We start from the raw sequence: 23,244 nt of genomic DNA on the forward strand, positions 1-23,244 counted from the left end.
AGGTCAGCCCCCTCCGAAGGTCGGACGGCTTGCGCGGCGGGCGTCCTTTGGGCAGGGTCGCGCGGCCAAAGGAGAACGCCCATGACCGCCCGCACCATCACCTGCTTCAAGGCTTACGATTTGCGCGGCCGCCTGGGCGACGAACTGGATGAGGATGTCGCCTGGCGCGTGGGCCGCGCCTTTGCCATGCGTCCGGGTACCCGGCGGGTGGTCGTGGGGCGCGACGGGCGGGAAAGCTCGCCCGCGCTGGTGGCGGCGCTGATGCGCGGGCTGGTCGAGGGCGGCGTCGAGGTGCTGGACCTTGGCCTCGCCGGCACCGAGGAGATGTATTTCGCCACCGATCACCTGGGCGCGGATGGCGGCATCGAGGTCACCGCCTCGCACAACCCCATCGACTATAACGGGATGAAGCTGGTCAAGCGCGGGGCCGCGCCGCTGGACCCCGCGACCGAGCTGGCCGAACTGGCGCAGGTGGCGCAGGCGGGCGAGTTTCCCGAGACTGCTCGGGGCCGGGTGACGGACGCAAGCGGAACCCGCGCCGACTATGCCCGCCGCGTCTGCGACTTCGTGGAGGCCCCGGCGCTTGGCCCGCTGAAGCTGCTGGTGAACGCGGGGAACGGCGTCGCCGGTCCCGCCTTCGACGCCATCGCGGCGGAACTCGCCCGGCGCGGTGCGCGGCTGGAGATCGTCCGCATCAACCACGAGCCGGACGCGAGCTTTCCGAACGGCATCCCGAACCCGCTGCTGCCGGAAAACCAGCCGATGACCTCGGACGCGGTGCTGGCGCATGGCGCCGATCTCGGCGTCGCTTGGGACGGCGACTTCGACCGCTGCTTTCTTTTTGACGAGACGGGCCGCTTCATCCCCGGCGAATATGTCGTGGGGCTGCTGGCGGCGGCCTTCCTCGACCGCCATCCCGGCGCCCGCATCGTCCACGATCCCCGGGTCGTTCTGAACACCCGCGACATCATCGCCCGGGCGGGGGGAGAGGCGGTGCAATCGAAAACCGGCCACGCCTTCGTCAAGCAGGCCATGCGGGAAAGCGGCGCGGTCTATGGCGGCGAGATGTCCGCGCATCACTATTTCCGCGACTTCGCCCATGCCGACAGCGGCATGATCCCCTGGGCACTGGTGGCCCAGCTCATCAGCCGCTCGGGCCAGCCCCTGTCGCGGCTGGTGGGGGACCGCATGGCGGCCTTCCCGTCCTCGGGAGAGATCAATTTCCGCCTGTCCGATCCCGACGCGAGCCTTGCCCGCGTGCTGGCGGCGATGCAGGCGCAGGCCATCGCGCGGGACGACACCGACGGCATCAGCCTCGAATACCCGGAGTGGCGCTTCAACCTGCGCCGGTCCAACACCGAGCCGGTGGTGCGGCTGAACGTGGAATCCCGCGGCGACGCCGCGCTTGTCGCGGCGAAGGTGGCGGAAATCTCGGCCCTGCTGGCGGGCTAGTCGCCGACCGTATCCGGCACGCCCATGACATGTTCATGGTAGGCGATGGCGTCGTCGATCTTGTCGAAGACCGTCAGCCGCGCCCGGTCCAGCACCGCGCCCATGTTGCACAGCCGCCGGATCATCGGCATCGAATGGCTGACCAGGATGGCCGAGGACCGCTGCATCCGGTCGGTGAAGACGCGCTGCGACTTTTCCCGGAACTCGGCATCGCCCACGCTGGTCACCTCGTCCACGAGGTAGGTGTCGAAATGGATGCCCATGCTGCATCCCATCGCCAGCCGCGACTTCATCCCCGAGGAATAGGTGCCGAAGGGCATGTGGTAGCTGTCGCCCAATTCGGCGAAATCGGCGACGTAATCGACCAGCCCGTCCGTGTCGACGCCGTAGATGCGGGCGACGAAGCGGATGTTCTGCGCCCCCGTCAACTCGTGGTGGAAGCTGCCTGCGAAACCCACCGGCCAGGAGATCGAGCCGTCCGAGACGATCCTGCCCGTCGTCGGCAGCGCCGTTCCCGCGATCATCCGCAGCAGCGTCGATTTCCCCGCCCCGTTGCGGCCCAAAAGCCCGACCGAGGCGCCGGTCGGGAACACCGCGTTCAGCCCGTCCGCGACCACCTTACGCCGGCCATTGGCGTAGTAGATCTTTGTCAGGTTCTCGAGCCGGATCATCGCGCTGCCTTAGCGCCGGTCGCGCACGCTGTAATAGACCAGGATCATGATCGACCACAGCAGAAAGGCCATCCCCGCCCCCAGCGCCAGCAGCCAGGGCCGCGCAGGCTCCAGCGATCGTTGCGCGAGGGTGGGGGTGATGTGGGCGGCCAGGTAGCGTGTCTGCCGCTGGGCCGCGGCAAGGGCGGATTCATAGGCGATGCGAGAGGACTGGTGCATCCCTTCCGCGAATTCCAGATCGACCTTCAGGCGTTCGTAATCCGCCATCATCTCGGCGTAATTCTCGCCGTCGGGGGTGTCGCCGCCGAACTTGTCGCGCTCCTGCTCGATCTGGTTTTCCAGCGAGGCGACCCGCAGCTCGGCCTGGACGATCCGCTGGTCGCCAGCGCGGGCGTTCTGGCGCAACTGGTCCAGCGCGACCTGCGCTTCGGCCAGCTGGCCCTGCAGGGTGGTCATCACCGTCATCTGCGCGCCCAGGTCGATGGTCGGATCAACGATGCGGGTGCGGACGCGGAAGGCGGTCATCGCCTGGCGCGCCTCGGTCAGCACGGCGCGGGATTTCTCCAGTTCGGCCTCGGCCTGCGTGGTGGCGTCGCGGCGGGCGTGTTCGGACAGGCTGTTCACCACCCGCTCGCTTTCCGCAAAGACCGTGTCGGCGATGGCCTTGGCATCCTCGGGCGTGAAGGCGCTGACCTTGACGGTGATGATGCCGGAGGAATCGTCGTAGTAGATACTGACCTGCCGCCGCCAGTAGTTGGTCAGGTCCTCGATCGTGCCTTCGGGGTTGAAGGCAAAGACGAAGTCCTGCGGCCAGTTGCGCGAGAACATCGCGCGGATGTCCAGCGTCTCGTCCGTCCGCTGCACGAGATCGGGCGAGCGGATGAATTCGTAAAGGATGTCGGTGTCCGAAGCCGTGCCCGAGGAACTGCCGCCGAAGATGCCCCCGAACATGTCGATCGAGGGCGTGCCTTCCTCTCGCCGGACCGAGAAGCCGACGGTCGAGGAAAACTGGTCCGTCGCCCGCGTCCACAGATAGGCGCCCCAGAGGGCCGTGGGCAGGATCACCAGCAGGAACAGGCTGAACAGCAGCACCCAGTGCCGGCGCTTCGGCCGCGCGACCGGCGCAGGCTCGGCGACCGGGGGAAAAACCGCGGCCTGGGGCGGAACGGCTGGGGGCGGGGGCGAGGCGGGCCGGGGCGCCGGCGGCGGCGCGACGGGACGCGGAGCGGCTGGAACAGACGCAGGCTGGGCCGCGGTGGCCGGCGCTTGCGCAGGCGCGGGTGCCGGGCGGGCTGCCGCGGCGCGCGCGGCTGCGGCGGCGGTCGCGGCGTCGGCCGGGATCAGGCGCCCCGGCGTCGGCTCGGGCGCGGCAGGTTTCGGCTGCGTGGCCGCCGGGGCGGGCTGTGCCGCAGCCTTGGGCGGCGCGCTGGCCGCCGCCGTGCCGCCAGCGGGCTGCACTGCGGGTTGGGCCGCCTGGGGCGCGGCGGCAGGGGACACGGGCGCCGGTTTCGCGGCGGGGCTGGCCGCCTGCGGCTTGGCAGACTCCGCGGCTTTCCCGGCCTCTGCTGCGGCCGGCGCGGGTTTCGAAGCCGGTTTCCCCGAGGGTTGCGGCGGGGCAGAAGCCGGTTCGGTCTTGGGCGTATTGGCGGGCGTGGATGCGGCGCCCTGCGCCCCCGGAGCCCCCGGCCATGCGGGGCCGTTGGGCGGCGTCGCTTGCGCGGGGGCGGCGGGGCGGCTCTGGCCCGGCGGCTCGGCCTGGGGGGCGGGTTGCGGACGAACGCTGGCCATATGGGCTTTCGCTGCTTCCAAATTACGGGCAGTTGTTACAGAGCCGTGCCATCGAACGCCAGCCTCAGCAGTAAAATGTCCGACACCCCCCAGCCCTCAAAGCCGACGCCAGTCCCACCCGCCCGACCGCGGGCGCCGTCGAACGGGCTGTTCCGCATGGTCCGCACCGTCGTGGCGCTGATCCTGCGCGAGATCGCGACCACCTATGGCCGCTCGCCCGGAGGCTATGTCTGGGCCTTGGCCGATCCGATCCTGGGCATCGCCCTGCTGACGCTGGTCTTCCAGTACGCGTTGGGGAACACCAACCCCCTGTTGGGAACCAGCTTTCCGCTGTTCTATGCCTCGGGCTACATCCCCTTCCAGATGTATCATGACATTGCGGGCAAGATGGCGCAGAGCCTGCGCTTCTCGCGCCCGCTGCTGGCCTATCCGGCAGTCACCTTTGTCGATGCGCTGGTCGCGCGGCTGATCTTGAACAGCGTGCTGCATGTGATCGTCTTCACCGTGGTTGTCAGCGGCATCGCCATCGTCCAGCGCATCCCGCTGGTGATCGACGTGTCGGTCGTGCTGCATGCGCTGGCACTGGCAGCGCTGCTGGGGGCGGGAATCGGGACGCTGAACTGCTTTCTGGTGTCACGCTTTCCGGTCTGGGAACGGGCCTGGTCGATCCTGACCCGGCCGCTGTTCCTGATGTCGGGAATCTTCTTCACCTATGACGTGATGCCATCCATGGTGCGCGACATCCTGTGGTGGAACCCGATCGTGCATATTGTCGGCCTGATGCGGCGCGGCATCTACGGCGTCTATCCGGCCGACTATGTCAGCGAGCGTTATGTGGTCACCGTCTCACTGCTGACGCTGGTCACGGGCCTGCTGCTGCTGTGGCGGCGCTATCGCGACCTGCTGGAACTGCGCTGACCCTCAGGTCAGCCCTTCGATGATCGCGCGCAGGGTCGGGATGCCCTCGCCCTTTTCCGAGGAGGTGACGACCAGTTCGGGATAGGCGGCGGGGTGCTTCTGCAGCTCGGCCTCGATCTGCCCCAGCGTCTGCTCCATCGTGCCGCGACCGATCTTGTCGGCCTTGGTCACGACCACCTGGAAGGGCACGGCAGAACGGTCCAGAAGCGTCATGATCTCGTGGTCCACCGGCTTGATGCCGTGGCGCGCGTCGATCAGCGCGAAGGCCCGGCGCAGGTTCGGGCGGCCGGCCAGATACTGCTTCAGCAGCGCCTGCCATTTCTGCACCACCGCCACAGGGGCCTGCGCGTAGCCATAGCCGGGCAGGTCCACCAGGTAGCCGCGCTCGCCGAGGGCGAAGAAGTTCAGTTCCTGGGTCCGTCCCGGCGTGTTGGACGCGCGGGCGATGCCCTTGCGCCCGGTCAGCGCGTTGATGAGGCTGGACTTGCCGACATTGGACCGCCCGGCGAAGCAGACTTCGGGGCGGTCGGCTGGGGGCAGGCCGTCCATGCCAACCACGCCCTTGATGAAATCGACAGGGCCGGCGAACAGCAGGCGCCCGGCCTCGGCGGCCTCAGCCTCAAGCTCGGGGGCAGGGGGAAAGGAAACCTTCACAGGACTTCGACCTCGTCTCCGGGGCGGATGGTGCCGCCGGTCTGAACCTCGGCGTAGATGCCGAAGTCCTGGTGCCAGAACCGGTCCTGCAGCGCCTTGGGCATGTCCACGTCGATCCGTCCGGTGTCGGTGTCCACGCTGGTCGCATCGCAGCGGCCGATCCGCTCGGTCAGCTTCAGCACCACGGTCCCGCCAATGCGGATGCGGTGCAATTGCATGTCGCGTTCGGCGTAAGCGTCCCAGCCGTCGATCCACAGGTTGGCCCGCCAGCGATGGGTGCCCAGGGGCTGGCCGAGCCGCTCCTCCAGATCGCGCAGCGAGGACAGCGACAGGACGGACAGCCACGGGTGGTTCACGTCGGTCAGCGCCTGCGGAGCCTCGACCAGCTTCGCGGCCGGGGCCTTGCCGCTGGGCGCCCACAAGGGCGAGAGCCAGTCCAGCAGCGCCGCTTCGTCGCGCGTGGGATCGAAGCGCAGCGGGGGCAGATCGGGATGCGACAGCGCCAGATGGTCGCCGTCCCAGCCGCCGCTGATTGCCTGCAGGCGCGCGGAGGCGACCCCGCGCACGAATGCGGACTTGGGCAGCCAGCGGCGAAGTTCCTCGCCGTCGAGATGCTGCACCGCCGCCGCGTGCATCACCGCGAAGCGGCGGTCGCCGGGCAGGGGCTGGCCTGCGGTCAGGGCGACCTCGGCCAGCGCCTCTCCGCCGGCCGACTTGACCGGATAGCGGAAGACTTGGGCGAGCCGCGCGCTCACTTCTTCGGGCTGCGTTTGGGTATGCCCGACCGGATGTTGCCGAACAGGTCGGGGCGGTGGCCATGCATCGACATGATCCCGTACTGCTGGATGATCGTGATCACGTTGTTGGTGATCCAGTAGAGCACCAGCCCCGAGGCGAAGCCGCCCAGCATGAACATGAAGATCCAGGGCATCCAGGCGAAGATCATCTTCTGCGCCGGGTCGGTGGGTGCCGGGTTCAGCTTCTGCTGCATCCACATCGAGATGCCGAGGATGATCGCCAGCACCGGCAGCGACAGCGAGTGCAGCATCGTTCCCTGCGCCGGCGCGTCCCAGGGCAGCATGCCGAACAGGTTCAGCAGCGACGAGGGATCCGGCGCGGAAAGGTCGCGGATCCAGCCGACCCAAGGGGCGTGGCGCAGTTCCAGCGTGACGAAGATCACCTTGTACAGCGCGAAGAAAATCGGAATCTGCAGCAGCAAGGGCAGGCAGCCCGCCGCCGGGTTCACCTTGGCGTTGCGGTACAGCGCCATGACCTCCTGCTGGTATTTCGCCCGGTCGTCGCCGGTGCGCTCCTTGATCGCCTCCATCTCGGGCTGAAGCTCGCGCATCCGGGCCATCGAGACATAGGACTTGCGGGCCAGCGGGAATACCAGCGCCTTGAGGATGAAGGTCAGCGCGATGATCGACCAGCCCATGTTGCCGATGGCGCCATTCAACCAGTGCAGCAGGCGGAAGATCGGCTTGGTCAGGAAGTAGAACCAGCCCCAGTCGATCGAATCGACGAAGCGGTCGATCCCCTTGGTCTGCTGGTAGGCATTGATCGTCTCCCACTCCTTGGCGCCGGCGAAAAGGTAGCTGGAGGAGGAAAGCTGCGTGCCTGCTGCCACCGTCTGCATCGGCAGGCGCGTCTCGGCCTGGTAGATGTCGGCGCCCGGCGCGTATTTCACGACCGAGGTGAAGGGCTGGCCCGGCGCCGGGATCAGCGTCGTCATCCAGTACTTGTCGGTGAAGCCGACCCAGCCGTTTTCCGTGACCTGGGTGATCTCGGCGGGACCTTCCTGTCCGGCCGCGTCGAACTTCGCCATGTCCTTGTACTTGGCCTCGAGCAGCTGGCCGTCGCTCATGCCGACCGCACCTTCGTGCAGGATGAAGAAGTTCTGCGTGTCGGGCTGGCCGTGGCGGGCGAGGATGCCATAGGGCGCGGCCACGAAGGGCGCGGTCCCCAGGTTCTCGACGCTTTGCGTGACGGTGAACAGGTAGCGGTCGTCCAGTTCGAAGCTGCGGCGGAAGATCTGGCCCGCGCCGTTGTCCCAGGCCAGCGTGACCGGCTGGCCGGGAGCGAGCGTCTCGCCGCTTTCCACCGTCCATTGCGTCGCGGGGCTGGGAACCAGCGCCGGGTCCACGCCGGGGCCGGGCATCCAGCCGTAGACGGCGTAATAGGGCTTCTGCACCACGATTTCCGGGTTCGCGCCGGGGGCGACGGGCGTGCCCTCGGTCGTGACCCGCGGCTGCGCCGTCGGCGACATCAGCCGCACGAAGGGCGAGTTCGGGTCCAGCGTCTCGCGGTAGCCGGTCAGCAGGATGTCGTCGATCCGGCCCCCCGCCAGCGAGATCGAGCCGCTGAGCGAGGGCGATTCGATCTGCACCCGTGGCGCGGTCAGCACCGGATCGTCGGCCGCCCCGATCAGCGTCGGCGCAGGCGCCTGCCCGGCCGGCGCATCCGGCAGGACCGTCCCGGCCGCCGTCTGCGTCACCGTGGCCGGGGCCACGGGCTCGGGCGGAGGCGGCGCGAAGAAGGCATACCACCCGATCATGACCAGTGCCGACAGCACCATGGCAAGGATCAGGTTGCGGTTGTTGTCGTCCATCCTTCGGGACCCCGGTCTGTGCGAGAAATACGCGCCGCTTCAACCGGACCCCCCTGCAAAGGTCAAGCGAATAGCAGGTTCAGGGCTGGCGCGGGCCGATCAGATGGCGGTGACGACGCGTTCCGCGTAAAGCCGCTCGACATCCTCGGCGCGGCAGAGATCGGTCGCGGGCGTCATCACCGCCGCCGCCGCGGCGGCGGCGCCCAGCGCCAGCGCGTCGGGTTCCGCCATGCCGCGGGCGACCGCCAGCGCATAGCCCGCGACGAAGCTGTCGCCCGCGCCGACCTTGCTGACGACCTCGACCTTCGGAGCTTCGGCGTGCCAGCGTCCCTGCGCGTTCGCGACGATATTGCCGTCCGATCCCCGCGCGATAATCACCGCACGGGCGGCGCCCGCCTGCACGAGGCTCGACGCGAAGTCGGCAGTGTCCTGCCGCCGGGACAGGGCGCGGCCCGCCAGCCCCTCGGCCTCGGCGTCGTCCATCCGCAGCACCGCGATGGGACCGGCCCGGCCCGAGGCGGCGGCGGCCAGCGCCTTGCCCGAGGTGTCCACGAACAGGCAGGTGTCGCGGCCGTTCAGCCGCTCGGCCAGCAGGATCGGGAACTCGGCCGGAACGCCCGGCGGGTTCGATCCCGAGACGACGAGGATGCCGTCCTCGGGCGCGGCCGAGGCCACCGCGTCCAGCGCCTCGCGCACATCGTCCTCCTGCCACTCAGGCCCCGGCAGGACAAAGCGGAACTGCTCGCCGGTGCTGCGGTCGATGACCGATACGGACTGCCGCGTCTCGGCGGGCGCCTCCAGGCGCAGGATCTCAAGCCCCGTCTCGCAGAGAAGAAGATCCCGCATCCGCTTGCCGTTGTGGCCTGCCAGAGCCACCACCGCCGTGGACTGCCCGGCCATCAGCGCGATGGCGCGGCTGACGTTGATGCCGCCGCCGCCCGCGTCGAAGACCGGTGCCTCGCAGCGCAGCTTGAGGTCAGGCACCACCTTCTCGGCGCTGGTGGCGATGTCCAGCGCCGGGTTCAGGGTGACGGTCAGGATCGGGACCTGCGGCTGGGGCGTGACGATCATTCCCACCACCTGTCGATGCTGGCGATGTCGCCGTCAGACCAGCCGAAGTGATGGGCGAATTCATGGATCACCACGTTGCGGACCAGCGCCCCTAGCGCCACGTCGCCGCGTTCGGCCCATTCGTCCAAGATCGCCCGGCGGAACAGCCAGACCGTGTCGGGGAAATGCTGGGGTTGGCTCGCCATCTTCTCGGTCTCGGGGACGCCGTCGTAAAGCCCGGTCAGCTCCAGCGGGTCGTCGATCTCAAGCTCGTCCAGCACGTCCTCGCCGGCGAAGTCCTCGACCCGCAGGATGACCTGGGCGGCGGGGCCGGCGAACTCGGCGGGCAGGCCGGCCAGAATCTCGCGTGCCAGCGCCTCGATATCGGCGGCGGAGGGCGCGGTGGCCTCGGTCCAGTCGGTCATGACGTCTCCGGGTCGTGGCGGTCAGGCCCCGATATGGACAAGAATCGCCCGGTATGAAAGAGCGGGCGGATCAAGGAGACGCCGATGACCACGACCCGTTTCGCGCCCTCGCCGACCGGCCATATCCACGTCGGCAACCTGCGAACCGCCCTGATGAACTACCTGATCGCCCGGAAAACCGGCGGCACGTTCATCCTGCGGCTGGACGACACCGACCGCGAGCGGTCGAAGCAGGAATATGCCGACGGCATCCAGCGCGATCTGGAATGGCTGGGGCTGCAATGGGACCGGACCGAGCGGCAGTCCGACCGGCTGGACCGCTATGCCGAGGCCGCAGATGCGCTGCGCGGGGCCGGACGGCTTTACGAGGTCTTTGAGACGCCGACCGAGTTGGACCTGAAGCGCAAGAAGCAACTCAACATGGGGAAACCGCCGGTCTATGACCGCGCCGGGCTTGCGCTGTCCAACGAGGACCGTGAGCGGCTGCGGGCCGAGGGGCGCGAGGGCTACTGGCGCTTTCGGCTGGACCAGGAGCGGATCGAGTGGCCCGACGGCATCATCGGCGACGTGTCGATCGACGCGGCCTCCGTCAGCGACCCGGTGCTGATCCGGCATGACGGGCAGGTGCTTTATACCTTCGCGTCCTCGGTCGATGACGTGGACATGGGCGTGACCGACATCGTGCGCGGCGCCGACCATGTGACCAACACCGCAACGCAGATCCAGATCATCCGGGCGCTGGGCAGCGAACCCCCGCGCTTTGCCCACCACTCGCTGCTGACCGGCCCGGGGGGAGAGGAACTGTCCAAGCGCCTGGGCACCCTGTCGCTCCGCGACCTGCGCGAGCAGGGCGTCGCCCCCGAGGCGCTGCTGTCCCTGATGGCGCGGTTGGGGTCGAACCAGCCGGTGACCCTGCGGATGAGCCTTGACGAGTTGGCCGAGGGCTTCGACCTGTCGCAATTCGGCGCCTCGCCCACCAAGTTCGACGCCGAGGACCTGTGGCCGCTGACGCGCGAGCGCAACCAGCACCTGCCGTTCGAGGCGGTGCGCGACCGGATCGCCGCCATGGGCGTGCCCGGCGACATTGCCGAGCGGTTCTGGTCGGTTGCGCGGGCCAACATCACAAAGCTGGACGATCTGGGCGAGTGGTGGAGCCTGATGCGCGACGGCGCGCAGCCACTGATCGACCCCGAGGACGCCGAGTTCATCCCGCAGGCGCTGGCGATGCTGCCCGCCCGTCCCTGGACCGGAGCGACCTGGGGTGAATGGACGGGCGCGGTGAAAGCCGCCACGGGCCGCAAGGGCAAGGGGCTGTTCATGCCCTTGCGCAAGGCCCTGACCGGCATGGATCACGGCCCCGAGATGGCCGACCTGATGCCGCTGCTGCAAAGGGTGCCCGCCGCCGAAGGCTGAGCAGCCGCCGCTTCCGCAAGACGCGGCCTTCAAGCGCCCGTGCCTTGCGGGCGGTTTTCAGCGCCTGCGAGGGACAGATCCCGCACAGCCCCTCGGTGCGCTCCGGCCCGTGCCGCAGTTGTCACCGCAGCCTGATCGCGATGGGCTGGGTGAACTGGAAGGACCGGCCGGTGGGCGGCGGCGGCAGGCCCGGCATCCGGGCCGCCTGTCGGGCAAGCGCCGCGTCGATCTGGGGATCGCCGGTTCCCCGCGCCAGCCGGGCGCTGGTGGCGCCGTTGGCGGCTACGCTGACAGTCACGGTGGCCTGCACGGTGCCGCCCTTGCCGCGGATGCGGGTGCGGCTCATGTGCCGGCTGACCGTGGCGCCGGCGCGCTGTTCCCAACTGGCCTGTGCCTGCCGCGAGGCGCCGGATGCGGCGGCGGGGGCCTGCCGCGCGCCGCTTTCCGCGCCGCGGCCCTGTCGGCCCGAACGCGACGACTGGGATTGTTCGCGGCGCGGATCGCTGCGTTCCGCGCGGGGCTGTTCTGGCGCGCGCCGAGCCTCGCGGCGGCGTTCCTCTCGCGGCTCCTCGCGGGGCTGCTCGGGCCGCATCAGCCGCTCGGGGCGGCGAGGCGGCGGGGGGACGGCGGCGGGGGTGGCCTCGGGCGGCGTCGTGAGGCTGGCGAAGTCGGGCGGCGGCAGGGGCACGACCGGGGGGGGCTCGAACTCCGGCACCGGCTCGGGAGGGGGCATCTCGGCGAAATCGGGGGGCGTCAGCGGCTCGACCCCGGGTGGGACGAATTCGGGTTCCGGTGGCACCAGTTCAGAGAAATCAGGTGGGGGCAGCGGATCGACAGGCTCGGGGGTGAACTCCCGTGGCGGGTCGGCAGTTTCTTCGTTGGCGTCGGTCTCCGGCGCCTCCTCGCCCGCAGGCGGCGGGGCGAGGTCCAGCAGGATCGCGTCAGGCACGGCGGGCAGGGTCTGGCCGGGCTGGCGCATGGCCCAGGCGGCGGCCGCCACATGGGCCGACAGCACCAGCGCGCCCACCGCCAGCCACGCCCCCGCGTTGCCCAGGCGCCCGCCGCTCATGGCGTTGCCGCCAGCGCCGCCGGCGGTGCGCTGGCGCGGTCCATTCCGACCAGGGCGATCTTCAGGTAGCCCGAATCGCGCAGGCGGTTCATCACCCCCATCAGGTCGCCATAGGCCACCGCCTGGTCGGCCCGCAGGTAGATGCGGGTTTCAAGGTCGCCCCCGGTCGCCTCCGCAAGCTCGGCCGCAAGCGCGTCGGGGGCGATCGTCTCGTTGCCCAGCGACAGCGCCAGATCCGGGCCCACGGTCAGCCAGACGGGCGTGTCGGGACGACCGGATACCGGCGCGTTCGACACCGGCAGGTCCACGTTGATGTCCACGGTGGACAGGGGCGCCGCCACCATGAAGATGATCAGCAGGACCAGCATCACGTCGATGAAGGGGGTGACGTTGATCTCGTGGTTTTCCACCAGATCGTCGTCGCCATTCGGCTGGTTCCGGATGCCCCCCGCCATCAGACCGCGAACCCCGCCGCCGCGCGGTCAAGGTCGCGGCTGACCAGCCGGTCGACCCCTGCCGCGGTTTCGTTCAGGCGCAGCCTGTAGCCGGTGATCGCGCGGGCGAAGAAGTTGTAGATGACGACGGCCGGGATGGCCGCGACAAGGCCGAGGGCGGTCGCCAGCAGCGCCTCGGCGATGCCCGGCGCGACCACGGCGAGGTTGGTCGTCTGCGCCTCGGAAATGCCGATGAAGCTGTTCATGATCCCCCAGACGGTGCCGAACAGTCCGACAAAGGGCGCGGTCGAGCCGATGGTGGCCAGAACCCCGGTGCCGCGCCCCATGTGCCGCGCCGCCCGTGCCTGGATCTGGCCCAAGTGCGAGCCGATGCGTTCCCGCACCCCGTCGGTGGACAACCCTTCGGCAGATCGGTTCAGCTCGCGCGCCGCCGCCCGCAGCATCCGGTCCTCGGGGCCGCGCCCGTCGGCCGAGCCCAGGGCGGCGCGCAGGCTGGCGGCCGCCTCGATCCGGCGTGCGCCCTGGTTTATGGCGCGCATCGCCGTCAGGTATTCGATCATCTTCACGATCAGCACCGTCCAGGTGACGATCGAGGCGAAGACAAGGCCGATCATCACCGCCTTCACCACGATGTCGGCCTGCCGGTACATCCCCATCGGCGACAGGTCATGGGGCAGTGCATCCGCCGGGATCGCCCCGAGAGGACTCGAGTCCGGCCCGGTCGAATCATCGGCAGCAGGCGCATCTGTTCCGATGGACGGCGAGGCGGCGGTGCCGGCCTCGCCCGCCGCGATGGCTGCAGGGGGCGCGACCTGCGGCGCGGAGGGCGCAGCGGGCGTCGTCGCGACAGGCGCGGGCACCACCTGCGGCGCGGGGGACAAGGGAACATCCTGCGCCAGCGCGGCAGGCGCGCCACTTCCGGCAGCAACGGCAAGCGCAAGCGAAAGCCGGAGCAGGGCAGCGCGAGGAAGGGCAAACATCATGGAACAAACCTTGCTGAGCGGCGTGGCCGCATTCGTTCCGGTCCAAATAGACTCTGACATTTCTTGTCAACTATCTGCGAGCTGGAGGGCAAATTTCCAATTCGCCGCAACCGGCGCTGTACCTGAGCAACAGAATCGTATTGACAGAGGTCAATCCTGACGTAAACACTCTGACATACCCGAGCAACAAGCTCACTTAAGTTGGAGGCTCAGATGAACGACCTCACCTTCCATGGTAACGATCCCATGCCTGTCCAGGTCCGGCTGCAGGCCCCTTTGCATGACGCGACGGCCCTGACCGCGGGCGGGCATCTGGCCCAGATCGCGCTGGCCGATCAGATCTATACGCTGCGAATCACGCGCGCCGGAAAGCTGATCCTGACCAAGTGACCGGGGACGCCCCCCGCATGCCCAGCCACCCACGAAAGCCCGGCCCCATGCACCCTGTCATCCTTTCCCCCGGCTTCCCGGCCCCTGCCATGATCGCGCAACAGGAAACAGCCCGATGATCGTCTGTCATTGCATGGGGATCACCGATGGCGAGATCCGCGCCGCGGTCGGCTGGATGCGCGCCTCGGATGCTGATACGATCGTGACGCCCGGCAAGATCTACCACGCGCTCGGCAAGCGCGCGGATTGCGGCGGGTGCATGAAACTGTTCGTCGCGACGATGCGCGCCGCCGATGGCTTTGCCGTCGATGCAGACCCAAGGCAGGTGCCGGCGGTTCTGCGCGGATTGCGGCAGCGGGCGGCGGTCTGAAAGCAGAGGGGCTGTCCATGAAGGGTGATCCGAAGGTCATCGAGTATCTCAATGCCGCGCTCAGGTCCGAGCTGACGGCCGTCAGCCAGTACTGGCTGCATTACCGCCTGCAGGACGACTGGGGCTATGGCCGGATCGCCAAGAAGTCGCGCGAGGAATCGATCGAGGAAATGCATCACGCCGATCGCCTGATCGAGCGGATCATCTTCCTTGAAGGGCATCCGAACCTGCAGAAGCTGGACCCGCTGCGGATTGGTCAGAACCTGCGCGAAACGCTCGAAGCGGACCTCGCCGCCGAGCATGAGGCCCGCAACCTGTATCTCGAGGCGCGGCAGCATTGCTCGCAGGTGAACGACCAGGTGTCGAAATCCCTGTTCGACGACCTGATCGAGGACGAGGAAGGCCATATCGACTTTCTGGAAACGCAGTTGTCGCTGATGGACGAGATCGGTGCCCAGAACTACGGCCAGTTGAATGCAAGGCCCGCCGACAAGGCAGAGTGAGCGGCGACGACCAAGAAGCTGCGGACGCCGCCTTCGGGCGGCGTTTTCATTTCACAGTCGTCAGCTGTGGTCCTGGGCAAGCAGATGCGCCTCGGGCCGGATCACCCGCACGAAGCCTTCGGTGAGGCATTCCGCCAGGATGCCGGGCGGCAGCGTGGACATTCGCAGGTAAAGCTGGTCGAGGCCCGCATTGCCGTCCCTTGCTTCCGCCTCGGCGATCAGTGCCTGCTGACGCTCTCTGAACCGTCCTGCCATCGGAACCGAGACCTCGCTGCGGATGCGCCGCAGGTGCTTTTCCTTCCACATCTCGGGCGATAGCGTGTCGTAGTGCCGCAGCACCAATTGCGGCGCCTGCTGCCGCATCAGAAAGCCGTTGATCCGCTCCTGCTTCTTGTGGTGCAAAGGCATGCGTCCGACATCCGCCTTTGCCCGGATGAAGGACTTGCCGAGGATATGCCCCCACAAGCCATATTTTGAAGCGTTCCAAAGATCGCCATAGGCCTGCTGCGAGATGGCGCGATAGGCTCTCGGCCTTCCCCGTTCGTCGAAGAAGAACTTGAAGAAAGGCGTCCTGAACATTGTGTGTTGACTTGGCGGGGCGGCATAGACCGCCTCGGCGGTGTTGATGACGATGCCGCCGACGTCATCGGGGATCAGGCCCAGCACTTCGCCCACATCCTGCGCGGACCAGATCAGTTCATCCACGTCGCAATGCAGGAGCCAGTCCGTTTCGCACCAGGCCTTGGCTTTTGTTGCGTTGTGGACCTGGCGATCCTCCAGCGCGTCCGGCCGGCCTCGCCTCCACCATCGACCTTGGCAGACGGTGTTCCGGACCCCGTGGAGCGCGACATTGCAGGCCACCGACGCGTCGTCATGGAACAGGAATGTTGATTTCCACTCGGAACTGACCCGGGTTTTCCATCGAGAACTGACCCACCCTCAGGTTATGTTTCGTGGGTTAGGCTTGGGTCAAGGCATGGCCGGCCTCCTTGGTTTTCCTGGCTGCTGCGGCTGAGCTTGCCTTGAAGCGGAAGCTGTCGTTTCCGGTCTCCAGGATGTGGCAGCGGTGGGTGAGGCGATCGAGCAGCGCGGTGGTCATTTTGGCATCGCCGAAGACGGTGGCCCATTCGCTGAAGCTCAGGTTGGTGGTGATGACAACGCTGGTGCGCTCATAGAGCTTGCTCAGAAGGTGGAAGAGCAGCGCACCGCCTGAAGCGCTGAACGGCAAGTAGCCCAGTTCGTCCAGGATCACGAGATCGAGCCGGGTCAATCCCTCCGCGATCTGGCCCGCCTTGCCCTTGGTTTTCTCCTGCTCGAGGGCATTGACGAGTTCGATGGTGGAGAAGAAGCGGACCTTCCGGCGGTGGTGTTCGATGGCCTGGATGCCCAGGGCGGTTGCGACATGGGTCTTGCCGGTGCCCGGCCCGCCGATCAGCACGACATTCTGCGCGCCGTCGATGAACTCGCAGCGGTGGAGCTGGCGCACCGTGACCTCGTTGATCTCGCTGGCAGCGAAGTCGAAGCCCGAGAGATCCTTGTAGGCCGGGAAGCGCGCGGCCTTCATGTGATAGGCAATGGAGCGCACTTCGCGTTCCGCCAGTTCGGCCTTCAGCAGCTGGGACAGGATCGGCACGGCTGTCTCGAATGCCGGCGCCCCCTGTTCGATCAGGTCGGTGACGGCCTGGGCCATGCCGTGCATCTTCAGGCTGCGGAGCATGATGACGATGGCGCCGCTGGCGGGATCATGACGCATGGCGGTCTCCGATCTGCGCCCGCAGGTCGTCATAGCGTTCGACATTGGCCTTCGGCTCATGGCGCAGGATCAGCGCCTCCGGTGTGTCGATGTTCGGGCCGCCGGTCGTCTTGCCATCGATCAGCCTGTGCAGGAGATTCAACACATGGGTCTTGGTCGCGACGCCTTCGGCCAGGGCCATTTCCACAGCAACCAGCACAGCCTGTTCATCATGCTGCAGGACCAGCGCCAGGATATCGACCATCTCGCGATCGCCACCGGGTCGTCGCAGCATCTGGTCCTGCAACTGTCGGAAGGCCGCGGGCAGTTCCGCGAAGGGCGCACCGTTCCTGAGGGCACCCGGCTTGCGCTGGATGACGGCCAGATAATGCCGCCAGTCATAGATCGTGCGAGGCGGCAGGTGATGGGACCGCTGGATCACCCGCCCATGTTCGCACAGGATCTGTCCCTCGGCGGCAACCACCAGCCGATCCGGGTAGACCCTGAGGCTGACAGGACGGTTGGCAAAGGACGCCGGCACGCTGTAGCGGTTGCGCTCGAAGCTGATCAGGCAGGTGGGTGAGACACGCTTGCTCCGCTCGACGAAGCCGTCGAAGGCAGGCGGCAGCGGCATCAGCGCGGCCTGTTCTTCGGCCCAGGCGTCGGCGACGGTTCCGGGCAGAACCCCGTGCGGGATCTCGCGCCACAACTCCAGGCAGCGCCGTTCCAGCCAGGCGTTCAGCGCCGCCAGGTCAGGAAAGTTCGGCATCGGCTGCCACAAACGAGGCCGGGCATCCTGAACGTTCTTCTCGACCTGTCCCTTCTCCCATCCCGCGGCAGGATTGCAGAACTCCGGCTCGAAGACATAGTGGTTGGTCATGGCGAGGAAGCGGATGTTGACCTGCCGTTCCTTGCCGCGGCCAACGCGGTCAACCGCTGTCTTCATGTTATCGTAGATGCCGCGACCCGGCACGCCGCCAAAGACGCGGAACCCGTGCCAATGGGCATCGAACAGCATCTCGTGGGTTTGCAGCAGATAGGCCCGAACCAGGAAGGCCCGGCTGTGTGCCAGCTTGATGTGGGCGACCTGAAGCTTCGTGCGCTCCCCGCCCAGAACCGCGTAGTCCTCGCTCCAATCGAACTGGAACGCCTCGCCCGGACGAAAGACCAAGGGGACGAAGGTGCCGCGGCCCGTCGTCTGCTGCTCGCGCTGCCGGTCCATCCGCCATTGCCGGGCGAAGGCCGCGACCCGGCCGTAGGAGCCGGTGAAGCCGAGCGCCACGAGGTCGGCATGGAGTTGCTTCAGCGTCCGGCGCTGCTTGCGTGACTTGCCGGCTTCCGTCTTCAGCCACGCCGCCAGCTTCTCGGAAAACGGATCGAGCTTGCTCGGCCGATCAGGCGTCGCGAACCTCGGCTCGATGGTCCCAGCGCTCAGATACTTCCTGATGGTGTTGCGCGACAGGCCGGTCCGCCGTGCGATCTCCCGGATCGGCAGCTTCTCCCGCAACGCCATGCGTCGGATGATGTTCAAAAGTCCCATGTGGATCACTCCATTACCCCCGCCGCGCTCCGCTTTGGGGAAGGTTCACATGGGTCAGTTCTCAGTGGAAATTACGCCCCTACCCGGGTCAGTTCCGGGTGGAAATCAACACGCATCGACTCTGTCTGGACCCTTGAGGACGAACGCCGGTTTCTCGACACCGCCCCCTCTCATATCGGCCTGGCGTTCATGCTGGCGATCTGGACCGGGCAACGGCAAGGCGACCTGCTGCGGCTCAAATGGTCCGCCTATGACGGCAAGGAAATCCGTCTGCGCCAGAGCAAGACAAGTGCGCGCGTCACTATTACTGTCGGGGAACCGCTGCGGCTGATCCTCGACAACACCGAGCGGACAACCGAAACGATTCTTGCCACGTCGCGCCAAACCCCGTGGACCGAGTCGGGCTTCCGCTCATCTTGGCGCACCGCCTGCGAAGCGGCGGGCATTGACGGACTTACCTTTCACGACCTGCGGGGGACGGCTGTGACCCGCCTTGCTGTCGCTGGCGCGACGACGCCTGAGATTGGAACCATCACCGGGCACAGTCTCAAGCAAGTCGAAGCGATACTGGATTCCCACTACCTGAGCCGCGACTCGGCGCTTGGTCTGTCGGCTATCAGGAAGCGGGAAATCTACGAGGGAGCGATTAAGACTCCCAACTAAGCGCCCAACTGTTCTATAGTGCCAAACACTCACAGAGGAAAAACGCTTTAAGATCAATGGTAGCGGAGGAGGGACTTGAACCCCCGACACGCGGATTATGATTCCGCTGCTCTAACCAACTGAGCTACTCCGCCCCAAGCATCCCGCGAGAGGTGCGGGCGATTTAGGGCCACCAAGGCCATGCGTCAAGCGGATTCGCGGCCAACCGCCATGCGGCCCTTGCCGGGCAGGGCAGGGTCGTGCAGGGAAACCGGGCGCGCCGCGGGGCGTTGAAGCAGGGATAGCAAGGGGTTGCAGATGGCGGACGATCCGTATGCCGCGCTGGGTGTGTCGAAGACGGCAAGCGACGCCGAGATCAAGAAGGCCTATCGCAAGATCGCCAAGACCGATCACCCGGACCTGACCGACGATCCGAAGGCGCATGACCGCTTCAAGGCGGCTTCGGCGGCTTACGACCTGCTGAAGGACCCCGATCAGCGCGCCCGATTCGACCGGGGCGAGATCGATGCCCAGGGGCAGGAACGCCCGCAGCGCCGCTATTACCGCGATTTCTCGGAATCGCCCGACAATCCGTATCGCGGGCAGGCGCATTACGGCGATTTCTCGGATGTCTTCGCCGACCTGTTCGGGGAAGGCGGGCGCGGCACCCGGCAGGCCGGCTTCGGCGGCGCCCGCAGCTTCGACATGCGCGGGCAGGACCATCGCTATACGCTGGAGGTCGATTTCATGACCGCGGCCCGGGGCGGCACCACGCGCATCACCCTGCCGGACGGCAATGTGCTGGACGTGACGATCCCGCCCGGAACCCGCGACGGCCAGACCATCCGGCTGCGCGGCAAGGGCGGCGCCGGGATGGGCAACGGCCCCGCGGGGGACGCGCTGCTGGCGATCACCGTGCGCGACGATCCCGACTGGCGGCGCGAGGGCGACGACGTGACCACGGTGCTGCCGATCTCGCTGGACGAGGCGGTGCTGGGCGGCAAGGTCGAGGCGCCCACGATCGACGGGCCGGTGATGCTGACGATCCCGCGGGGCGCCTCCTCGGGGCAGAAGCTGCGGTTGCGCGGACGGGGGCTGGCGGGCGCGGGCGGCCGGCGCGGCGACCAGCATGTGGAACTGCGCGTGGTCATGCCGCCGAAGATCGACGACGGGCTGGCCCGCTTTGTCGAGAACTGGCGCAAGGATCACGCCTATGATCCCCGCGCGCAGGGAGGGAAGGCACGATGACCCGCCGTTCGATGACCCGGGACGAGATCCTCGCGCTGATCCCCGAACTCTCGGACGAGGCGCTTGCGGTGCTGACCGAGGCGGGGATCGTCCAGCCCGTCCTGGGCGCGGCCGAGCCGCGCTTCCGCGAGATCGACGCGGCCCGCCTGCAGCTTGCCGTGGACCTTGAAGAGATCTTCCGGCTCGACCCCGACGGGCTTGCGCTGGTGCTGTCGCTCATCGACCAGTTGAACGGGTTGAAGCGAGAAATGCAGGCGGTGCTGGGCGCGCTGGCCGAAGAGCCGCCCGAAACCCGCGCCCGGCTGCGCCGCGTGATCCGGGAAACCCGCATCCTGCGGGTGCAGGGTGAGTGACGGCGTCCGCCTGCGTCCCGGCGGCCCGCCTCTGGACCTCGCCGCGGCCGAGGGCGGCTGCCATTGCGGGGCGGTGCGTTTCCGGGTGAGGCTGGCCGAGGGCCTCGCCTCGGCCCGGTGCTGCGACTGCTCCTATTGCCGGATGCGGGGCAGCATCTCGGTCACTGTCGCCGAGGGCGGGTTCGAACTGCTCTCGGGCGCTGATCGCCTCGCGACCTATCGCTTCAACACCGGGGTCGCGGCCCATCACTTCTGCCGGTGCTGCGGCATCAACACCCATCATGAACGCCGGTCGGTGCCGGGGCAGGTTGCCGTCAGCGCCGCCTGCCTGGACGGGGTGAGTCCCTTCGATTTCCTTGACCTGCCGGTCTCGGACGGGGTGCATCACCCCTCGGACGGGGGCGGCGGACGCGCCGGGATGCTGCGCTACAGTCCCGCGTAAAGGGCGGCAAGACGGTCCGCCTCGGCATCCAGCCCATAGGGCGGGTTGATGACGAACATCCCCGATCCGACCATGCCATGTCCCGGACGGGCCGGGGGAAAGCGCACCTCGGACCGCAGCGCCTGCGGATGGGTGGCGGCCAGCGCCCCGACCATGGGGCGGTGGCGGTCGTCGGTCAGGACCGGATACCACAGGGCGATCACGCCGACGTTCCACTTGCGCGCCATGCGGGTGATCCAGTCGGACATGCGGTCATAGTCGGGCTTGACCTCGTAGCTCGGGTCCACCAGCAGCATCCCGCGCCGGGGCGTCGGCGGAATCAGGGCGTTGGCCATGGCGAAGCCGTCCTGATGGTGAAGGCGCGCGAAACCGGCGACCTCGGCCAGCGCGGCTTGTTCGGCCGGGTGCAGTTCCGCCAGATGGGCGGCATCCTGCGGCCGCAGGAAATGCGCTGCGATCAGCGGAGAGCCGGGATAGGAATCGGGGCCATGCTGCGCACGGATGGCTGCCAGCGCCTCGCGCAAGGGGTGGTCCTGCGGCAGCCAGCCCGAAGACAGCGCCCTGACGATGCCCACTTCCGCCTCGCCGGTCTTCAGTGCGGCTTCGGCACGCAGGTTGTAAAGCCCGCGGCCGGCATGGGTCTCGATATAGCTGAGGGGCTTGGGCTTCCCGGTCAGCCGCGCCAATGCGGTCGCAAGCAGCGCGTGCTTGTGCACATCCGCCAGGTTCCCGGCATGAAAGGCGTGCTGATAGGACAACATGGCGCGTGCCTAGCCGCCGCTGTCACCGATGGAAAGAGAGGAAGCGGCGACCCCGGGGAGGAGGAGAGGGGTCGCCGCCGACAACGCGCCCAGGGAGGAGGAGAGGGCGGCGTTGCAATCGGATCGCTGCCGGGGAGGAGGTCGGCTGCGATCCATGTCCGTAAGATGGCCCGGTTGCTGCAAATGCACAACGGCTTTTTGCGCCTATCTGTTATGCTGCAGGCGCATGGTTGAACCGCCTCAGGGTTGTTCGCTTCCTAGAAGTTCGCAGAAATCTATTATCATACACTCGGAAGATGTATCACCTATGTGTGTGACGCAACGGAAATCAGGAACTTTTTTCTTAATGCTGCAAAGCAGCATTTTTCCGGCGTCTGGTTCCCGCAGATGCCAGCGCCTATATCGCCCCAAGGACAGCAAGAAGGATGGGCGGCAGGATGACGGCGAATCGCGACAGGGTCATGCAGGAACTTTCGGCCATCCCCGTTCCGGGCGGCAGCAATCTCGTCGATGCCGACCTTGTGCGCGCCCTGACCATCACGGATGACGAGGTGAGCTTCGTCATCGAGGCCCCGGATGCGGTCCTTGCCCGTGCGCTGGACAGCGCAAGCAAGGATGCCGAGGCGCGATTGCGCGCTCTCGGGTTTTCAAGGGTCCGCATCGTCACCACCGCGCAGGCCGGCCGCGCGCCGCAGGTCACCGCCCGCTCTGGTCAGGGGGCGGACCCCGGCGCAGGCGCCCCCCCCAGCCTGAAGCTCGGCCGTCACCCCACACCGCAGGCCGGCCCGGAGACAATTCCCGGCGTGGACCGCATCCTTGCCATCGGCTCGGGCAAGGGCGGGGTCGGCAAGTCCACGCTGACGACGAACCTCGCCGTCGCGCTGGCCCGCGCCGGGCGGCGGGTGGGGGTGCTGGATGCCGACATCTACGGCCCCAGCCAGCCCCGGATGCTGGGCGTGACCGACCGCCCCCGCAGCGAGAACGACCGCATCATTCCCATCCGCGCCCATGGCGTCACCATGATGTCGCTGGGCTTGATGATGAAGGAAGGCGAGGCCGTCGTCTGGCGCGGCCCGATGCTGATGGGCGCGCTGCAGCAGATGCTGAACCAGGTGGAATGGGGCGAGCTTGACGCGCTGCTGGTGGACCTGCCCCCCGGCACCGGCGACGTCCAGCTGAGCCTGTGCCAGAAGGCGCCGGTGACGGGTGCCATCATCGTGTCCACCCCGCAGGACGTGGCGCTGATCGACGCCCGCCGCGCCATCGACATGTTCGACAAGCTGAAGACCCCAATTCTGGGGCTGGTCGAGAACATGTCGTCCTATGTCTGCCCGAACTGCGGGCACGAGGCGCATCTGTTCGGCCATGGCGGGGTCGCCGCCGAGGCGCAGGCGCGCGGCTTGCCCTTCCTCGGTTCGGTGCCGCTGGACCTGTCGGTGCGACTCGGGGGCGACTCGGGCCAGCCGGTGGCCCTGGGGCAGGGGCCGATTGCTGATGCCTATGCCGATCTCGCGCAACGGCTGGTCCGGGGCGGGATGGCCTGAGCGGCCTTCTGGGAAAGCGCGGGAAAGCCGCGCGGACACGGCCCGGGAAAGCACGGGACGCCTTTTGCCCGGCACACCAAATCCGAATCTCGCACCCGTGAAAAGCTGTGATCACAAGGGCCGTAACGAGCATTTCAAAGTGAGTCGCGGCTGTTTTTCCCTTGCACGGGCTAATCTGCAGCTATCCTGCCACACCCCGGCCGCCACAACATCTTGTGTAGGAATCTTTCCGC

25 protein-coding genes and 1 tRNA gene are annotated in these 23,244 nt (G+C 67.6%); 11 read left to right on the plus strand and 15 right to left on the minus strand.

Annotated elements, in window-relative coordinates:
- Positions 1-81: 81 nt before the first annotated feature.
- Positions 82-1,452: a phosphomannomutase gene (locus tag JGR78_RS15255; RefSeq protein WP_182805295.1), complete on the plus strand. Its 1,371-nt coding sequence runs from the start codon at positions 82-84 to the stop codon at positions 1,450-1,452.
- Here JGR78_RS15255 and JGR78_RS15260 read toward each other — a convergent pair.
- Together JGR78_RS15260 and JGR78_RS15265 are read right to left on the minus strand one after the other, a co-directional pair.
- Positions 1,449-2,123: an ABC transporter ATP-binding protein gene (locus JGR78_RS15260; RefSeq protein ID WP_182805298.1), complete on the minus strand. Its 675-nt coding sequence runs from the start codon at positions 2,121-2,123 to the stop codon at positions 1,449-1,451. The genes JGR78_RS15255 and JGR78_RS15260 overlap by 4 nt on opposite strands.
- 9 nt (positions 2,124-2,132) lie before the next feature.
- Positions 2,133-3,911 (minus strand): capsule biosynthesis protein, encoded by a 1,779-nt coding sequence (locus tag JGR78_RS15265; protein WP_182805300.1) that lies wholly within the window; start codon positions 3,909-3,911, stop codon positions 2,133-2,135.
- Positions 3,912-4,067: 156 nt separating this feature from the next.
- On the opposite strand from JGR78_RS15265, the gene JGR78_RS15270 reads away from it, so the two are divergent.
- Positions 4,068-4,829, plus strand: a complete 762-nt coding sequence (locus JGR78_RS15270) for an ABC transporter permease (protein WP_182791047.1) — start codon at positions 4,068-4,070, stop codon at positions 4,827-4,829.
- 3 nt (positions 4,830-4,832) lie between these two features.
- Here JGR78_RS15270 and yihA read toward each other — a convergent pair whose 3' ends face one another.
- From yihA to JGR78_RS15295, 5 genes are all read right to left on the minus strand, one after another.
- Positions 4,833-5,483 carry a ribosome biogenesis GTP-binding protein YihA/YsxC gene (yihA, locus tag JGR78_RS15275; RefSeq protein ID WP_182791046.1) on the minus strand — a complete coding sequence of 217 codons (651 nt, stop codon included), beginning with the start codon at positions 5,481-5,483 and terminating at the stop codon, positions 4,833-4,835.
- On the minus strand, positions 5,480-6,238 hold the full coding sequence (locus JGR78_RS15280) for an MOSC domain-containing protein (RefSeq protein WP_182791045.1): 759 nt from the start codon (positions 6,236-6,238) through the stop codon (positions 5,480-5,482). The genes yihA and JGR78_RS15280 overlap by 4 nt, the downstream gene beginning before the upstream one ends.
- On the minus strand, positions 6,235-8,091 hold the full coding sequence (gene yidC / locus JGR78_RS15285; protein WP_182791044.1) for a membrane protein insertase YidC: 1,857 nt from the start codon (positions 8,089-8,091) through the stop codon (positions 6,235-6,237). Before yidC ends, JGR78_RS15280 begins: the two co-directional genes overlap by 4 nt.
- A gap of 99 nt (positions 8,092-8,190) precedes the next feature.
- A complete protein-coding gene (locus JGR78_RS15290; protein ID WP_182791043.1) occupies positions 8,191-9,162 on the minus strand; it encodes a 1-phosphofructokinase family hexose kinase in 972 nt (323 codons plus the stop codon).
- Positions 9,159-9,566 (minus strand): metallopeptidase family protein, encoded by a 408-nt coding sequence (locus JGR78_RS15295; protein WP_182805302.1) that lies wholly within the window; start codon positions 9,564-9,566, stop codon positions 9,159-9,161. The genes JGR78_RS15290 and JGR78_RS15295 overlap by 4 nt, the downstream gene beginning before the upstream one ends.
- Before the next feature lie 84 nt (positions 9,567-9,650).
- Here JGR78_RS15295 and gltX point away from each other — a divergent pair, with 84 nt between their 5' ends.
- Positions 9,651-10,979 carry a glutamate--tRNA ligase gene (gltX, locus tag JGR78_RS15300; protein ID WP_182805304.1) on the plus strand — a complete coding sequence of 443 codons (1,329 nt, stop codon included), beginning with the start codon at positions 9,651-9,653 and terminating at the stop codon, positions 10,977-10,979.
- Positions 10,980-11,100: 121 nt separating this feature from the next.
- On the opposite strand, the gene JGR78_RS15305 is transcribed toward gltX, so the two are convergent.
- From JGR78_RS15305 to exbB, 3 genes are read right to left on the minus strand one after another with little or no spacing between them, the layout of a single operon-like run.
- Entirely contained in the window at positions 11,101-12,048 is a 948-nt protein-coding gene (locus tag JGR78_RS15305; protein WP_182805306.1) for an energy transducer TonB, read from the minus strand.
- On the minus strand, positions 12,045-12,503 hold the full coding sequence (exbD, locus tag JGR78_RS15310) for a TonB system transport protein ExbD (protein ID WP_182805308.1): 459 nt from the start codon (positions 12,501-12,503) through the stop codon (positions 12,045-12,047). The genes JGR78_RS15305 and exbD overlap by 4 nt, the downstream gene beginning before the upstream one ends.
- Positions 12,503-13,486: a tonB-system energizer ExbB gene (exbB, locus tag JGR78_RS15315; RefSeq protein ID WP_234450777.1), complete on the minus strand. Its 984-nt coding sequence runs from the start codon at positions 13,484-13,486 to the stop codon at positions 12,503-12,505. The genes exbD and exbB overlap by 1 nt, the downstream gene beginning before the upstream one ends.
- Before the next feature lie 213 nt (positions 13,487-13,699).
- Between exbB and JGR78_RS15320 the strand changes: the two genes are divergently transcribed.
- From JGR78_RS15320 to bfr, 3 genes are all read left to right on the plus strand, one after another.
- Positions 13,700-13,876 carry a hemin uptake protein HemP gene (locus tag JGR78_RS15320; protein WP_182805312.1) on the plus strand — a complete coding sequence of 59 codons (177 nt, stop codon included), beginning with the start codon at positions 13,700-13,702 and terminating at the stop codon, positions 13,874-13,876.
- 115 nt (positions 13,877-13,991) lie between these two features.
- Positions 13,992-14,246 carry a bacterioferritin-associated ferredoxin gene (locus JGR78_RS15325; protein ID WP_182791036.1) on the plus strand — a complete coding sequence of 85 codons (255 nt, stop codon included), beginning with the start codon at positions 13,992-13,994 and terminating at the stop codon, positions 14,244-14,246.
- Between the two features lie 17 nt (positions 14,247-14,263).
- The gene (gene bfr / locus JGR78_RS15330; protein ID WP_182791035.1) at positions 14,264-14,749 is read left to right on the plus strand and encodes a bacterioferritin; all 486 of its coding nucleotides are present in this window, start codon (positions 14,264-14,266) and stop codon (positions 14,747-14,749) included.
- A gap of 60 nt (positions 14,750-14,809) precedes the next feature.
- Here the strand turns inward: bfr and JGR78_RS15335 are convergent, their stop codons facing one another.
- The 3 genes from JGR78_RS15335 to istA form a co-directional block, all read right to left on the minus strand.
- A complete protein-coding gene (locus JGR78_RS15335) occupies positions 14,810-15,454 on the minus strand; it encodes a hypothetical protein (RefSeq protein WP_182805314.1) in 645 nt (214 codons plus the stop codon).
- A 253-nt stretch (positions 15,455-15,707) separates the two neighbouring features.
- Positions 15,708-16,502 (minus strand): IS21-like element helper ATPase IstB, encoded by a 795-nt coding sequence (istB, locus tag JGR78_RS15340; protein WP_200559304.1) that lies wholly within the window; start codon positions 16,500-16,502, stop codon positions 15,708-15,710.
- The gene (gene istA / locus JGR78_RS15345) at positions 16,492-18,021 is read right to left on the minus strand and encodes an IS21 family transposase (RefSeq protein WP_200559303.1); all 1,530 of its coding nucleotides are present in this window, start codon (positions 18,019-18,021) and stop codon (positions 16,492-16,494) included. The genes istB and istA overlap by 11 nt, the downstream gene beginning before the upstream one ends.
- On the opposite strand from istA, the gene JGR78_RS18265 reads away from it, so the two are divergent.
- On the plus strand, positions 18,022-18,684 hold the full coding sequence (locus JGR78_RS18265) for a tyrosine-type recombinase/integrase (protein ID WP_256435013.1): 663 nt from the start codon (positions 18,022-18,024) through the stop codon (positions 18,682-18,684). It abuts the gene before it with no gap.
- Between the two features lie 57 nt (positions 18,685-18,741).
- Here the strand turns inward: JGR78_RS18265 and JGR78_RS15355 are convergent.
- Positions 18,742-18,818 (minus strand) — tRNA-Met (locus JGR78_RS15355).
- Between the two features lie 163 nt (positions 18,819-18,981).
- Here JGR78_RS15355 and JGR78_RS15360 point away from each other — a divergent pair.
- Genes JGR78_RS15360 through JGR78_RS15370 form a run of 3 tightly spaced genes read left to right on the plus strand, consistent with a single transcriptional unit; the run spans position 18,982 to position 20,706 of the window.
- Positions 18,982-19,911, plus strand: a complete 930-nt coding sequence (locus tag JGR78_RS15360; protein WP_182791033.1) for a DnaJ C-terminal domain-containing protein — start codon at positions 18,982-18,984, stop codon at positions 19,909-19,911.
- Positions 19,908-20,264, plus strand: coding sequence for a chaperone modulator CbpM (locus tag JGR78_RS15365; RefSeq protein WP_182803498.1), 357 nt, complete (start codon positions 19,908-19,910; stop codon positions 20,262-20,264). Before JGR78_RS15360 ends, JGR78_RS15365 begins: the two co-directional genes overlap by 4 nt.
- Positions 20,257-20,706: a GFA family protein gene (locus tag JGR78_RS15370; RefSeq protein WP_234450780.1), complete on the plus strand. Its 450-nt coding sequence runs from the start codon at positions 20,257-20,259 to the stop codon at positions 20,704-20,706. Before JGR78_RS15365 ends, JGR78_RS15370 begins: the two co-directional genes overlap by 8 nt.
- Here JGR78_RS15370 and rlmJ read toward each other — a convergent pair.
- Positions 20,691-21,467, minus strand: coding sequence for a 23S rRNA (adenine(2030)-N(6))-methyltransferase RlmJ (rlmJ, locus tag JGR78_RS15375; RefSeq protein WP_182803496.1), 777 nt, complete (start codon positions 21,465-21,467; stop codon positions 20,691-20,693). The two genes, JGR78_RS15370 and rlmJ, sit on opposite strands and share 16 nt — an antisense overlap.
- A 437-nt stretch (positions 21,468-21,904) precedes the next feature.
- Between rlmJ and JGR78_RS15380 the strand changes: the two genes are divergently transcribed.
- A complete protein-coding gene (locus tag JGR78_RS15380) occupies positions 21,905-23,011 on the plus strand; it encodes an Mrp/NBP35 family ATP-binding protein (protein ID WP_182803494.1) in 1,107 nt (368 codons plus the stop codon).
- Positions 23,012-23,244 lie beyond the last annotated feature (233 nt).

Source organism: Paracoccus sp. MC1862, from assembly GCF_016617715.1.
Classification (GTDB): Bacteria; Pseudomonadota; Alphaproteobacteria; order Rhodobacterales; family Rhodobacteraceae; genus Paracoccus.